Annotated in this window: 6 protein-coding genes, 2 tRNA genes and 3 rRNA genes; 10 read left to right on the plus strand and 1 reads right to left on the minus strand. The window is 57.9% G+C overall.

The window, feature by feature from the left end:
• Positions 1-168 precede the first annotated feature (168 nt).
• The 5 genes from ACX3YD_RS25755 (at position 169) to rrf (ending at position 5,370) form a co-directional block, all read left to right on the plus strand.
• Positions 169-1,705, plus strand: a 16S ribosomal RNA gene (locus ACX3YD_RS25755).
• Between the two features lie 80 nt (positions 1,706-1,785).
• A tRNA-Ile gene (locus ACX3YD_RS25760) sits at positions 1,786-1,862 on the plus strand.
• Between the two features lie 28 nt (positions 1,863-1,890).
• Positions 1,891-1,966, plus strand: a tRNA-Ala gene (locus tag ACX3YD_RS25765).
• 247 nt (positions 1,967-2,213) lie between these two features.
• Positions 2,214-5,105, plus strand: a 23S ribosomal RNA gene (locus ACX3YD_RS25770).
• Positions 5,106-5,254: 149 nt separating this feature from the next.
• Positions 5,255-5,370, plus strand: a 5S ribosomal RNA gene (gene rrf, locus ACX3YD_RS25775).
• Together the 16S, 23S and 5S rRNA genes with 2 tRNA genes alongside form the textbook arrangement of a ribosomal RNA operon.
• 114 nt (positions 5,371-5,484) lie before the next feature.
• On the opposite strand, the gene ACX3YD_RS25780 is transcribed toward rrf, so the two are convergent.
• Entirely contained in the window at positions 5,485-6,408 is a 924-nt protein-coding gene (locus tag ACX3YD_RS25780; RefSeq protein WP_458961365.1) for a TIGR03571 family LLM class oxidoreductase, read from the minus strand.
• A 268-nt stretch (positions 6,409-6,676) separates the two neighbouring features.
• On the opposite strand from ACX3YD_RS25780, the gene mrdA reads away from it, so the two are divergent.
• From mrdA to qhpG, 5 genes are all read left to right on the plus strand, one after another.
• The gene (gene mrdA / locus ACX3YD_RS25785) at positions 6,677-8,569 is read left to right on the plus strand and encodes a penicillin-binding protein 2 (protein WP_103405880.1); all 1,893 of its coding nucleotides are present in this window, start codon (positions 6,677-6,679) and stop codon (positions 8,567-8,569) included.
• 129 nt (positions 8,570-8,698) lie between these two features.
• Complete coding sequence (locus ACX3YD_RS25790; RefSeq protein WP_103405879.1) at positions 8,699-10,603, plus strand: sigma-54-dependent Fis family transcriptional regulator; 1,905 nt, start codon at positions 8,699-8,701, stop codon at positions 10,601-10,603.
• Positions 10,603-12,321, plus strand: coding sequence for an ABC transporter ATP-binding protein (locus tag ACX3YD_RS25795; protein WP_458961366.1), 1,719 nt, complete (start codon positions 10,603-10,605; stop codon positions 12,319-12,321). The genes ACX3YD_RS25790 and ACX3YD_RS25795 overlap by 1 nt, the downstream gene beginning before the upstream one ends.
• Entirely contained in the window at positions 12,311-12,988 is a 678-nt protein-coding gene (gene qhpE / locus ACX3YD_RS25800; protein ID WP_458961367.1) for a subtilisin-like serine protease QhpE, read from the plus strand. Before ACX3YD_RS25795 ends, qhpE begins: the two co-directional genes overlap by 11 nt.
• Positions 12,985-14,280 (plus strand): flavin-dependent monooxygenase QhpG, encoded by a 1,296-nt coding sequence (qhpG, locus tag ACX3YD_RS25805; RefSeq protein WP_458961368.1) that lies wholly within the window; start codon positions 12,985-12,987, stop codon positions 14,278-14,280. The genes qhpE and qhpG overlap by 4 nt, the downstream gene beginning before the upstream one ends.
• Position 14,281: the final 1 nt, after the last annotated feature.

Here is a 14,281-nt window from a genome sequence, read left to right on the forward strand (position 1 = left end):
AACCAACCGCTCTTTAACAACTGAATCAAGCAATTCGTGTGGGTGCTTGTGGAGTCAGACTGCTAGTCAACAGATTATCAGCATCACAAGTTACTCCGCGAGAAATCAAAGATGTAACCAACGATTGCTGAGCCAAGTTTAGGGTTTTCTCAAAACCCAAAGATGTTTGAACTGAAGAGTTTGATCATGGCTCAGATTGAACGCTGGCGGCAGGCCTAACACATGCAAGTCGAGCGGATGAAGAGAGCTTGCTCTCTGATTCAGCGGCGGACGGGTGAGTAATGCCTAGGAATCTGCCTGGTAGTGGGGGACAACGTCTCGAAAGGGACGCTAATACCGCATACGTCCTACGGGAGAAAGCAGGGGACCTTCGGGCCTTGCGCTATCAGATGAGCCTAGGTCGGATTAGCTAGTTGGTGAGGTAATGGCTCACCAAGGCGACGATCCGTAACTGGTCTGAGAGGATGATCAGTCACACTGGAACTGAGACACGGTCCAGACTCCTACGGGAGGCAGCAGTGGGGAATATTGGACAATGGGCGAAAGCCTGATCCAGCCATGCCGCGTGTGTGAAGAAGGTCTTCGGATTGTAAAGCACTTTAAGTTGGGAGGAAGGGTTGTAGATTAATACTCTGCAATTTTGACGTTACCGACAGAATAAGCACCGGCTAACTCTGTGCCAGCAGCCGCGGTAATACAGAGGGTGCAAGCGTTAATCGGAATTACTGGGCGTAAAGCGCGCGTAGGTGGTTTGTTAAGTTGGATGTGAAAGCCCCGGGCTCAACCTGGGAACTGCATTCAAAACTGACAAGCTAGAGTATGGTAGAGGGTGGTGGAATTTCCTGTGTAGCGGTGAAATGCGTAGATATAGGAAGGAACACCAGTGGCGAAGGCGACCACCTGGACTGATACTGACACTGAGGTGCGAAAGCGTGGGGAGCAAACAGGATTAGATACCCTGGTAGTCCACGCCGTAAACGATGTCAACTAGCCGTTGGGAGCCTTGAGCTCTTAGTGGCGCAGCTAACGCATTAAGTTGACCGCCTGGGGAGTACGGCCGCAAGGTTAAAACTCAAATGAATTGACGGGGGCCCGCACAAGCGGTGGAGCATGTGGTTTAATTCGAAGCAACGCGAAGAACCTTACCAGGCCTTGACATCCAATGAACTTTCCAGAGATGGATTGGTGCCTTCGGGAACATTGAGACAGGTGCTGCATGGCTGTCGTCAGCTCGTGTCGTGAGATGTTGGGTTAAGTCCCGTAACGAGCGCAACCCTTGTCCTTAGTTACCAGCACGTAATGGTGGGCACTCTAAGGAGACTGCCGGTGACAAACCGGAGGAAGGTGGGGATGACGTCAAGTCATCATGGCCCTTACGGCCTGGGCTACACACGTGCTACAATGGTCGGTACAGAGGGTTGCCAAGCCGCGAGGTGGAGCTAATCCCACAAAACCGATCGTAGTCCGGATCGCAGTCTGCAACTCGACTGCGTGAAGTCGGAATCGCTAGTAATCGCGAATCAGAATGTCGCGGTGAATACGTTCCCGGGCCTTGTACACACCGCCCGTCACACCATGGGAGTGGGTTGCACCAGAAGTAGCTAGTCTAACCTTCGGGAGGACGGTTACCACGGTGTGATTCATGACTGGGGTGAAGTCGTAACAAGGTAGCCGTAGGGGAACCTGCGGCTGGATCACCTCCTTAATCGACGACTCAGCTACTCCATAAGTTCCCACACGAATTGCTTGATTCATTGAAGAAGACGATAGAAGCAGCCCGAAATTGGGTCTGTAGCTCAGTTGGTTAGAGCGCACCCCTGATAAGGGTGAGGTCGGCAGTTCGAATCTGCCCAGACCCACCAATTTTGTGTGGGAAACCTGTAGAGATACGGGGCCATAGCTCAGCTGGGAGAGCGCCTGCCTTGCACGCAGGAGGTCAACGGTTCGATCCCGTTTGGCTCCACCACTACTGCTTCTGAAGTTTGAAAGCTTAGAAATGAGCATTCCATCGAAGGATGGTGAATGTTGATTTCTAGTCTTTGGCTAGATCGTTCTTTAAAAATTTGGGTATGTGATAGAAAGATAGACTGAACGTTACTTTCACTGGTAACGGATCAGGCTAAGGTAAAATTTGTGAGTTGCTCTTAATTGAGTAGCGCGAATTTTCGGCGAATGTCGTCTTCACAGTATAACCAGATTGCTTGGGGTTATATGGTCAAGTGAAGAAGCGCATACGGTGGATGCCTTGGCAGTCAGAGGCGATGAAAGACGTGGTAGCCTGCGAAAAGCTTCGGGGAGTCGGCAAACAGACTTTGATCCGGAGATGTCTGAATGGGGGAACCCAGCCATCATAAGATGGTTATCTTAAGCTGAATACATAGGCTTAAGAGGCGAACCAGGGGAACTGAAACATCTAAGTACCCTGAGGAAAAGAAATCAACCGAGATTCCCTTAGTAGTGGCGAGCGAACGGGGACTAGCCCTTAAGTGGCTTTGAGATTAGCGGAACGCTCTGGAAAGTGCGGCCATAGTGGGTGATAGCCCTGTACGCGAAAATCTCTTGGTCATGAAATCGAGTAGGACGGAGCACGAGAAACTTTGTCTGAATATGGGGGGACCATCCTCCAAGGCTAAATACTACTGACTGACCGATAGTGAACTAGTACCGTGAGGGAAAGGCGAAAAGAACCCCGGAGAGGGGAGTGAAATAGATCCTGAAACCGTATGCGTACAAGCAGTGGGAGCAGACTTTGTTCTGTGACTGCGTACCTTTTGTATAATGGGTCAGCGACTTATTTTCAGTGGCGAGCTTAACCGAATAGGGGAGGCGTAGCGAAAGCGAGTCTTAATAGGGCGTCTAGTCGCTGGGAATAGACCCGAAACCGGGCGATCTATCCATGGGCAGGTTGAAGGTTAGGTAACACTGACTGGAGGACCGAACCGACTACCGTTGAAAAGTTAGCGGATGACCTGTGGATCGGAGTGAAAGGCTAATCAAGCTCGGAGATAGCTGGTTCTCCTCGAAAGCTATTTAGGTAGCGCCTCATGTATCACTGTAGGGGGTAGAGCACTGTTTCGGCTAGGGGGTCATCCCGACTTACCAAACCGATGCAAACTCCGAATACCTACAAGTGCCGAGCATGGGAGACACACGGCGGGTGCTAACGTCCGTCGTGAAAAGGGAAACAACCCAGACCGTCAGCTAAGGTCCCAAAGTTATGGTTAAGTGGGAAACGATGTGGGAAGGCTTAGACAGCTAGGAGGTTGGCTTAGAAGCAGCCACCCTTTAAAGAAAGCGTAATAGCTCACTAGTCGAGTCGGCCTGCGCGGAAGATGTAACGGGGCTCAAACCATACACCGAAGCTACGGGTATCACTTAGGTGATGCGGTAGAGGAGCGTTCTGTAAGCCTGTGAAGGTGAGTTGAGAAGCTTGCTGGAGGTATCAGAAGTGCGAATGCTGACATGAGTAACGACAATGGGTGTGAAAAACACCCACGCCGAAAGACCAAGGTTTCCTGCGCAACGTTAATCGACGCAGGGTTAGTCGGTCCCTAAGGCGAGGCTGAAAAGCGTAGTCGATGGAAAACAGGTTAATATTCCTGTACTTCTGGTTATTGCGATGGAGGGACGGAGAAGGCTAGGCCAGCTTGGCGTTGGTTGTCCAAGTTTAAGGTGGTAGGCTGGAATCTTAGGTAAATCCGGGATTCTAAGGCCGAGAGCTGATGACGAGTGTTCTTTTAGAACACGAAGTGGTTGATGCCATGCTTCCAAGAAAAGCTTCTAAGCTTCAGGTAACCAGGAACCGTACCCCAAACCGACACAGGTGGTTGGGTAGAGAATACCAAGGCGCTTGAGAGAACTCGGGTGAAGGAACTAGGCAAAATGGCACCGTAACTTCGGGAGAAGGTGCGCCGGTGAGGGTGAAGTACTTGCTACGTAAGCCCACGCCGGTCGAAGATACCAGGCCGCTGCGACTGTTTATTAAAAACACAGCACTCTGCAAACACGAAAGTGGACGTATAGGGTGTGACGCCTGCCCGGTGCCGGAAGGTTAATTGATGGGGTTAGCTAACGCGAAGCTCTTGATCGAAGCCCCGGTAAACGGCGGCCGTAACTATAACGGTCCTAAGGTAGCGAAATTCCTTGTCGGGTAAGTTCCGACCTGCACGAATGGCGTAACGATGGCGGCGCTGTCTCCACCCGAGACTCAGTGAAATTGAAATCGCTGTGAAGATGCAGTGTATCCGCGGCTAGACGGAAAGACCCCGTGAACCTTTACTATAGCTTTGCACTGGACTTTGAATTTGCTTGTGTAGGATAGGTGGGAGGCTTTGAAGCGTGGACGCCAGTTCGCGTGGAGCCATCCTTGAAATACCACCCTGGCAACTTTGAGGTTCTAACTCAGGTCCGTTATCCGGATCGAGGACAGTGTATGGTGGGTAGTTTGACTGGGGCGGTCTCCTCCTAAAGAGTAACGGAGGAGTACGAAGGTGCGCTCAGACCGGTCGGAAATCGGTCGTAGAGTATAAAGGCAAAAGCGCGCTTGACTGCGAGACAGACACGTCGAGCAGGTACGAAAGTAGGTCTTAGTGATCCGGTGGTTCTGTATGGAAGGGCCATCGCTCAACGGATAAAAGGTACTCCGGGGATAACAGGCTGATACCGCCCAAGAGTTCATATCGACGGCGGTGTTTGGCACCTCGATGTCGGCTCATCACATCCTGGGGCTGAAGCCGGTCCCAAGGGTATGGCTGTTCGCCATTTAAAGTGGTACGCGAGCTGGGTTTAGAACGTCGTGAGACAGTTCGGTCCCTATCTGCCGTGGACGTTTGAGATTTGAGAGGGGCTGCTCCTAGTACGAGAGGACCGGAGTGGACGAACCTCTGGTGTTCCGGTTGTCACGCCAGTGGCATTGCCGGGTAGCTATGTTCGGAATAGATAACCGCTGAAAGCATCTAAGCGGGAAACTAGCCTCAAGATGAGATCTCACTGGGACCTTGAGTCCCCTGAAGGGCCGTCGAAGACTACGACGTTGATAGGTTGGGTGTGTAAGCGCTGTGAGGCGTTGAGCTAACCAATACTAATTGCCCGTGAGGCTTGACCATATAACACCCAAGCAATTTGCGCTTAAGAGCCAGATTGCGGTGTGTGAAGACGCAATGAACCGAAAGTTCGCAACCATTCACAAAAGCCGCACAAACTATCGCATACCCAATTTGCTGAAGCGTCGAAAGACGGTTCGGTACCCGAATTTCTTGACGACCATAGAGCATTGGAACCACCTGATCCCATCCCGAACTCAGCAGTGAAACGATGCATCGCCGATGGTAGTGTGGGGTTTCCCCATGTGAGAGTAGGTCATCGTCAAGATTAAATTCCAAAACCCCTATCTGCGTATGCAGGTAGGGGTTTTGTTTTTGTCCGCAGGAAAGTGTCGCTTAAAAAGGGATAGTCTGATGGCTATCCCTTTTTCATCCCAAAGCGCTAGTGAAACTTCGGCAACACGTAGTCCGCAATCTCTTGAATAATTTCTGCGACGGGTCGTTCACTGCGCCGTAGATGCAGGCCAACATGCTGTACCCCGGCTTCGCGCAATGCCTGAAGTTCGTCAATCAACGCCAACCGCCCACAAGTGCCGCCGAACCGTACTCGTCCCATGGGGGCGTGGGGATCGTCTGCGAGATCCAGGTGAATGAAGCTGACATAAGGTTTGTTGCCGCCAACCTCGCGCCACAACCCGACTCTGCGACGATGTTCGTCTGGCGTGCCTGGATAGGCGAGCCAACCGTCCATGTGTTGACCAATCCATGTTGGAGATTGTTGGCCAAGACCCGCAACGAGCAACGGTGCTGACTCACCTCGCTCGGGAAGCAAGCGAGCCCCCTCGGGTAAATGACCTTCCCCTTGGCTGCGCAGCAATTCAACGGTATCGCGGAAGATTTCACCGCGCCGATCGTAATCCACGCCAAACAACGGATACTCCATCGGGCGGTCACCACTGGCCACGCCCAGCAGCAGGCGCCCGTCACTCAACTCATCGACACTGTTAGCCGATTTCAACGTCAGCCAAGGCTGACGCAGCGGCAGTACAACCGCCGCCGTACCCAGCATGATGTTTTCGGTAATGCCGGCCAGGTACCCGAGATAGGAAAAGGTTTCGAAAACCTGTGCCGCATCACCGAAATGCGGGTCATAAATCGGCACATCACGAACCCAAAGGGCACGAAAACCCGACTTGTCGGCCAGGCGCGCCATGGCCGCGTGCTGCCTCAGGTCCGGTACGCCAAAAGGTCGACCTTCGGCCATCCGCAGACGTTGACCGCCGCTGGACCAATCGTTGTCGAGTGGCAGTTCCAGTCCGATGGAAAACCCATTCGGCCCAAGCAATCGTTGAAATCGTGGATGCATGTATAACTCCCAAAAAACAGAACGGAATGACATGCACCCAGTATTCACGGGCTAATCAGCAAGAAAAATGCACGCAAGGGAATATCAGTCTTGAGTAAGACGCACGAGTCAGCGGCAACCGAGATCACTTTGCGACGCTCAACGACTGCCCTTAGAGGAAATCGCACTAAAGTGACCGGGCAGTTTTTGTTATGGTGCAGCTCGTTTTTTAATGGACTGATTTCAAGCCCACGGATCGGCACTTCCTCTTCAAAGAGTTGCTCCAGAAATGCCCGAACCGATACCGATCAAGGACCACGAAAATGAGACGCGCCTGGTCAACAAAAGGCTGATCGCCTGCGCCTTGTTTGTCGTCGCGATTACCTGCGCGCTGGTGGTACGCATGTATGTCCTGCAAGTGGTCGAATTCGACTATCACTCCACGATCTCCGAAAACAATCGTGTCCACGTCCTGCCAATCACCCCGACTCGCGGGTTGATCTATGACCGCAATGGCGTGGTTCTGGCGGACAACCGGCCCAGTTACAACCTGACCATCACCCGCGAGCGCGCTTCGGACGTCAAGCAAGAACTGGACGAAGTGATCAACCTGCTGCACTTGCCTGCCGAAGACCGCGCACTGTTCGATAAAGCGATGAAGCAGGCGCGGCATCCGTTCGTACCGGTCACGCTGTTCTATGAGCTCAGCGAAGAACAGATTGCGGTGCTCGCGGTCAACGAATTCCGCTTGCCTGGCATCGATGTCGAACCTCAGTTCGTACGCCACTATCCATTCGCTGAACACTTCGCTCATTCAATCGGCTACGTCGGTCGTATCAACGAGAAAGAATCCAAGGCCCTGGACTCGGTCGAATACCGTGGCACTCAATCCATCGGCAAAACCGGGGTCGAGAAATTCTACGAGTCGGAACTGCATGGCCATGTCGGTTACGAAGAAGTTGAAACCAACGCTCAAGGGCGCGTATTGCGAGTGCTCAAGCACACCGACCCGGTTCCGGGTAAAAACATCGTCCTGAGTCTAGACGTCAAACTTCAGGAAGCCGCCGAGCAAGCCCTGGGTGACCGCCGTGGTTCGGTGGTTGCGCTTGATCCGTCGACGGGTGAAGTGCTGGCCATGGTAAGCAAGCCCAGCTTCGACCCGAATCTGTTCGTCACCGGCATCAGCTTCAAGGAGTACGCGGCGCTGCACGATTCTATCGACCGGCCGCTGTTCAACCGCGTGCTGCGCGGCCTCTATGCGCCGGGCTCGACCATCAAGCCGGAAGTCGCGATTGCCGGCCTCGATGCGGGCGTGGTCACACCGCAGACTCGAGTTTTCGACCCGGGCTACTACCAACTGCCGGACTTCGATCACAAATACCGTAACTGGAACCACAGCGGTGACGGATGGGTGGACATGGACGCGGCGATCATGCGTTCCAACGATACCTATTTCTACGACTTGGCACACAAGCTGGGCATTGATCGTCTGCACGACTATATGGCGATGTTCGGTCTCGGTGAAAAGGTCTCGCTGGACATGTACGAAGAGTCTCCCGGCTTGATGCCGTCCCAGGCCTGGAAGCGCGCCACGCGCCGCCAGCCTTGGTTCCCGGGTGAGACGGTGATCCTCGGCATTGGCCAGGGCTACATGCAAGTCACGCCGCTGCAACTGGCCCAGGCCACCGCGCTGATCGCCAACAAAGGGGTGTGGAACCGCCCGCACCTGGCCCGGACTGTGGACGGTGTCGCACCGGTGGATGAGCACCCGATGCCGAATATCCTGCTCAAGGATCCCCGTGACTGGGAGCAGGTCAACCATGGCATGCAGATGGTCATGCACGATGCCCGAGGAATTGCCCGGGCAGCCGCAGTGGGGGTGCAGTACCGCATCGCCGGCAAGAGCGGCACCGCGCAAGTGGTGGCAATCAAGCAGGGTGAGCGTTACAACCGCGCGAAGACCCTGGAGCGCAACCGCGACAACGCCTTGTTCGTCGGTTTCGCACCGGCGGAACACCCCAAGATTGTCATTTCGGTGATGATCGAAAACGGCGAGGCCGGTGGCCGCGTCGCCGGTCCCGTGGTGCGGCAGATCATGGACGCCTGGCTACTTGATCAGGACGGTCACTTGAAGCCGCAATACGCCGCGCCGAGCAAACCGCCGGGCGATCCTCACGTCTGAAAGCCATCGCGATCCACCTGTCGAAACACAAACGCCCTACGGCACTTGCCATAGCCCTTACGTTAACGTAAAGATTGCGGCAGGGCGCCGTTGTACCAAGGCGCAGGGCGGACCGACCCGGAGCGCTTGATGACTCTAATAAAAACAAACTCCCCCAAATTGCACCGCGAAGCCCGGCTGGCCCGGGAAAAGCTGCATCTGGAAGGCGAAGTGCCGGACGGCGTCCTGCGCGCCGAAATCGATGCCTCGTGGCGGCGCAGCCTCAGCCATGGCGTGCATTTCAACGCCAAGCATGAACTGGCGCTGGAATCGACGGCCAGCCTGGATGTTCTGCTGGCAAGCAACCGGCTGCTGATCGATGCGGCACTGCCGGCGATCGATTACCTGGCCGAACGCCAGGGCAAGGAAGGGCTGATCATTCTCGCCAACTCCGAGGCGACCATTCTCGCGGTCGAAGGACGCGCCGACCGTCTCAAGGGCAGCGGTCTGCAAGACATCACCCTCGGTGCCTGCTGGAGCGAAGCCGTACGCGGTACCAATGCCCTCGGTACGGCGCTGGTGGAAGCCCGGCCGACCCTGATCGATTGCGGCGAACATTACCTGGATCGCCTCAGTGATTTCTCTTGCACCTCGGTGCCGATCCATTGCCCTCAGGGCGACATTCTCGGCGTCCTCGACCTGACCCGCGAAGGTCCACTGGGCCGCGCCCACGACAGCACCGCGTTGCTGGCCATGGCCGTCAGCCAGATCGAAAGCCGAGTGTTCAACGCCAGCTATCCGGACGAAATCGTCCTGGCCTTCCACAGCCGTCGGCAGTACCTCGAATCTCCCTGGCAGGGTTTGTTGGCCGTCAGCCTCGGCGGGCAGATCCTCGCGGTCAGTGCCCAGGCCTGCCAGTTGCTGCATGCCGAGCGCTCGGCGCTGGTGGGTCGACGGTGCGAAGAGTTTCTCGGCGTCGATGGCTTGCAACTGTTGGCGCGGCTGCATCAGGGCGGCGTTGGCAGCCTGCAGACCGCCAAAGGCGAGTTCTTCTACAAAACCCTGCGTGCGCCGCAGCGTTCGATCAACGTCAGCACTCCGCCGCGCAGCGTCGCAAAACCCGCCAAGACCCAGCCGGACCTCGAATCACTGGCCGGCAACAACGTGCGTTACGCCCGGGCGTTGCGCATGGCCCGCCAAGGCCTGGCCAACGAACTGCCGGTGTTGCTGTTGGGCGAAACCGGCACCGGTAAAGAAGTCATCGCCCGCGCCCTGCACATGGCTGGCAGCCGCGCCGAAAAGCCCTTCGTGGCGGTAAACTGCGCGGCCATTCCTGAAGGTCTGATCGAGTCCGAACTGTTCGGCTATCGCGAAGGCGCATTCACCGGTTCGCGGCGTGGCGGCATGATCGGTCGCTTGCAACAGGCCCATGGCGGCACGCTGTTCCTCGACGAAATCGGTGACATGCCGCTTGCATTGCAGGCGCGATTGTTGCGCGTGTTGCAGGATCGCAAAGTCGCGCCGTTGGGCGCTGGCGAAGAACAGGACATCGACATCGCATTAATCTGCGCCACCCACCGCGACCTCAAGCGTCTGGTGGAAGAACAACATTTTCGCGAAGACCTGTTCTACCGGGTCAACGGCATCAGCGTGATGCTCCCGGCCCTGCGCGAGCGCGATGACTTCAGCGCGCTGGTCAGCCGTTTGCTGGCCAGACTCGATGCGCCCACAGTGGTGCTGCATGACGACTTGAGTCGTTTGCTCGGCGGTTACCACTGGCCAGGCAACATCCGCCAACTGGAGATGGTCCTGCGTACCGCGCTGGCCATGCGCGAACCGGGGGAAACCGTGCTGACCCTCGATCACCTGCCCGACAGCATGCTCGACGACCTGAACTCCAGCGAACGACCGCAGTCCGGGAGTATTCGCGAAAACGAACTGGAGATGATTCGCCAGTCCCTGGATAGCCATCAGGGCAACGTCTCGGCCGCCGCGGACGCCTTGGGCATCAGCCGCGCGACCCTGTATCGCAAGCTCAAACAGTTGCGCTCGTGATGCAGCGCCTGATCGTTCGGCTGATCGACAGCCAGAACCCCGAAGCTCTGCAATCAGCGCTGCGCTGGCTCTACAGTTTCGTGCGGCCCCATCGGCTGGCGATCGCCGGGCTGCTCGGCTTGTCGGTCTGTGCGTCGGCATTGGTGCTGGTGCAACCGTGGCTGACCAAGCTGTTGATCGACGACGGGTTGCTCGCGCGCAATTTCCCGATGCTGGTGCTGATCGCCGGGTTGATGATCGTCGCCGGCTTGCTCGGCACGGCGTTGTCCGGGATCAACCGTTATCTGCACACGCGGCTGTCCGGGCGCATGCTGTTTGCACTGCGTGATGACCTCTATCGGCATTTGCAGACCCTGTCACCCAGCTTCTACGGCCAGCGGCGCATCGGTGACCTGATGTCGCGCCTCGATGGCGACGTGGCGGAGATCCAGCGTTTTGCCGTGGACTCGCTGTTCTCGGCGGTGTCCAGCGTGATTGGCCTGGTGGTGGCGCTGGCGATGCTGCTGACCCTGTCGTGGAAACTGTCGCTGCTGGCGCTGGTGCTGATTCCCCTGGACGTGCTCTGGCTGCGCTGGATGCGACGCAAGGTCGAGCGTGATGTGCGGCAGTTACGCGAGCGCTCGGCAGACATGTCCTCATTCATGGTCGAAACGCTGCCGGTGATGAAATTCATCCAGTCCGCCGGTCAGCAGCAGCGCGAAGCACGGCGCCTGGAAAACCTCGGCCAGGGCTACATGAGCCAGTTGCTGCGCCTGCAAGTCACCGAGTTTTTCACCCAGGCCGTGCCGGGCACGCTGACGTCCCTGTCCCGCGCCTGCGCCTTTCTGATCGGCGGATACTGGGTGGTGCAGGGCACTTGGCAACTGGGCGCGCTGATCGCGTTTTCGACCTACCTGGGCATGGCCGTCGGGCCGGTGCAGAGCCTGCTCGGGCTCTATGTCGCCATTCAGCGAATGACCGTCAGCCTCGGGCGCGTGATGGAACTGCGCGGCGAACAGCCGACCGTACTGACACCCGCGACGCCACAGCCGCTGCCGTCCTCTGGCGATCTGCGTTTCGATGACGTGCACTTCAGCCATCCGGGTCGATCGACCACCCTGCGCGGCATCCAGGCATCCATACCCTACGGTTTGAAAGTCGCCTTGAGCGGCGGCTCCGGCGTTGGCAAATCGACCTTGATCGACCTGCTGCAACGCCACCATGACCCGCAATCCGGTCGGGTGTTGCTCGGCGAAGTGGACTTGCGAGAACTGGATCTGTTCCAGCTGCGTCGGCGTATCGCCGTGGTCAGTCAGGACATCGTGCTGTTTCGCGGCAGCCTGGCCGACAACCTGGCCTATGCGGTGCCGGATGCCAGCCGCGAAGCGATTGCCGAAGTGGCCCGGCTGGCGCAACTCGATAGCCTGATCGCCTCCTTGCCCGAAGGCCTCGACAGCCCGCTGGGTGAGCGCGGGCAGCAGTTGTCCGGTGGGCAAAAACAACGCATCGCCATTGCCCGAGCACTGTTGCAGGACCCTCTGATCCTGGTGCTCGACGAAGCCACCTCGGCGGTGGACGAAGCCACCGAGCGCGAAGTGATCGAGGCTATCGACCGCCTGTTCGCCGGGCGCACACGGATACTGATCAGCCATCGTCCTTCCACCCTGGCCGATGCCGATCTGCGCTTTGAATTGCTCGACGGCGTATTAATTTCCAAAGCGGTGCTGCATGAAGCCTGAGTTGCGTATTGGCGTGGTGGACAGCGGTCACTCGGCGGCGCAGCAGGTGCAAGTTATCGCCGGGCGGCGCTTTGCGCTGGTGGAGGACGGACTCACCGAGAGCGATTTGCACGGCGATCCCCTGGGCCACGGCAGCGCGGTCATCGAAGCCATCGGCCGCCGTGTGCCATCGGCACTGTTCTGCGTGGCCCAGGTGTTCGATCAGCGTGGGGTGACCAGTGCCTTACAAATTGCCACGGCGATCGACTGGCTGGTGGCCCGGGATGTACGGCTGATCAATTTGAGTCTCGGCCTGCGTCAGGATCGCAGTCTGTTGCGTGCTGCTTGCGCGGCGGCGGTGGCGAAAGGCGTTTTGCTTTGTGCGTCCAGCCCTGCCCAGGGCGAAGGCGTGTTCCCGGCGAATTATCCACACGTGCTGCGCGTGACCGGCGATGCGCGCTGCGCCGAACTCGAATGGTCGTGGCTCAACACCACACAGGCAGACTTTGCCGCCTGCGTGCACGGCACTTATCCAGGGCAGTCGGGCGCCAGTCTCGGTTGCGCGGCGTTGAGCGGGCATATCGCTGCGTTCCTGGTGGCCCACCCCGAGGCGAGCAATGAACAGGTGATCGACTACCTGCAACACAACGCTCGCTATCGCGGACCTGAACGGCGCCTCGGGCCATGACCGCGATTGTGGTCTTAGGCGCGGGCCCGGCCGGTGCGGCGGTGGCACTGGGGCTGCGGCGCCTCGGCTATGCCGTGACCCTGGTCAGCGAGTGGCGCCGGTTTGCCGCGCTGGAAGGCGTATCCGTGCGGGTGCTGGAGGCCTTGCGCGGTGCAGGGCTGCATCACGCTTTGGAGGAGGCGGCGTTGCCTTCTCAACGGCAGGTCAATTGGAACGGCCAGCAACACGCACAAAACATCGAATTCCTGTTGGATCGCCCGACCTTCGATCGCGGCCTGCGCCAAGACTTGCGCGCGGCTGGCGTGCTGTTGATCGAAGGCCGGGTGCTGGGCGTGCAGTCATTCCCCGATGGGCATTGCATCGACATCGAAGGCCGCGAAAGCCTGAGCGCAGACTTTCTGGTCGAAGCCCGTGGGCGTCAGGCACCGGCGCTCGGCAAGGGCCTGCGCGGGCCGGAGACGGTCAGCCTGCTCAATCGCTGGCAAGGCACCCCGGGCGACACCGCCAGCGCCGTGGAAAGCCTTGAGGACGGCTGGGCGTGGATGGCGCGGCGGGCCGACGGCCAGTGCTACTGGCAATGGACGGTGGACGTGGCCAGCGCCGGGTTGCCGGGCAAGGCGCAGTTGCTGGCGTACTGTCGCCAGCGGCGTCGGGATTCGGCCGTGGCTCGGGCGTTTTTTGCCGGCGAAGCGGAGGTTGATCTGAACCTGCACGCCCGCAGCAGCACAGCCATCCTGAGCCCGCAGGTGTGTGGCGATCACTGGATACGGGTCGGCGATGCGGCGATGGCGGTGGATCCGCTGTCGGGCAATGGCATCTTTCAATCGCTGTCGTCGGCATTGCAGGCGCCGACGGTGATCAACACCCTGTTGTGCAAACCCGAACGGGCTGCGCTGGCCCGGCGTTTTCACCAGCAACGGGTGGAACAGCTGTTTTTGCGTTTCGCACGGATCGGTCGGGATTTTTATGCCGATGAGCAGCGCTGGTTGAGCCAGCCGTTCTGGGAGGCGCGGCGACAGTGGCCGGATGCCGAGATCGCCCATGCCGAGGCGGATTTCAGTGCGCTGCGAATCGAGCGGGCGCCGGTGTTGCGCGACGGGTTTGTCGATGAGGCCGAAGTGGTGATCACGGCGGATCAGCCGTTGGGGATCTGGCATGTACAGGGGATTGAGCTGGCGCCATTGATACGGCGGTTGCGCACCGAGCCGGCCGAGCAGGCGCTGGCCGGGCTGACGGTGGAGCAGGGGAGGATGGTTCGCAGTTGGTTATTGGCTCAAGGCTTCAAACCCTGAA

Source organism: Pseudomonas fluorescens group sp. PF-1 (genome assembly GCF_054481335.1).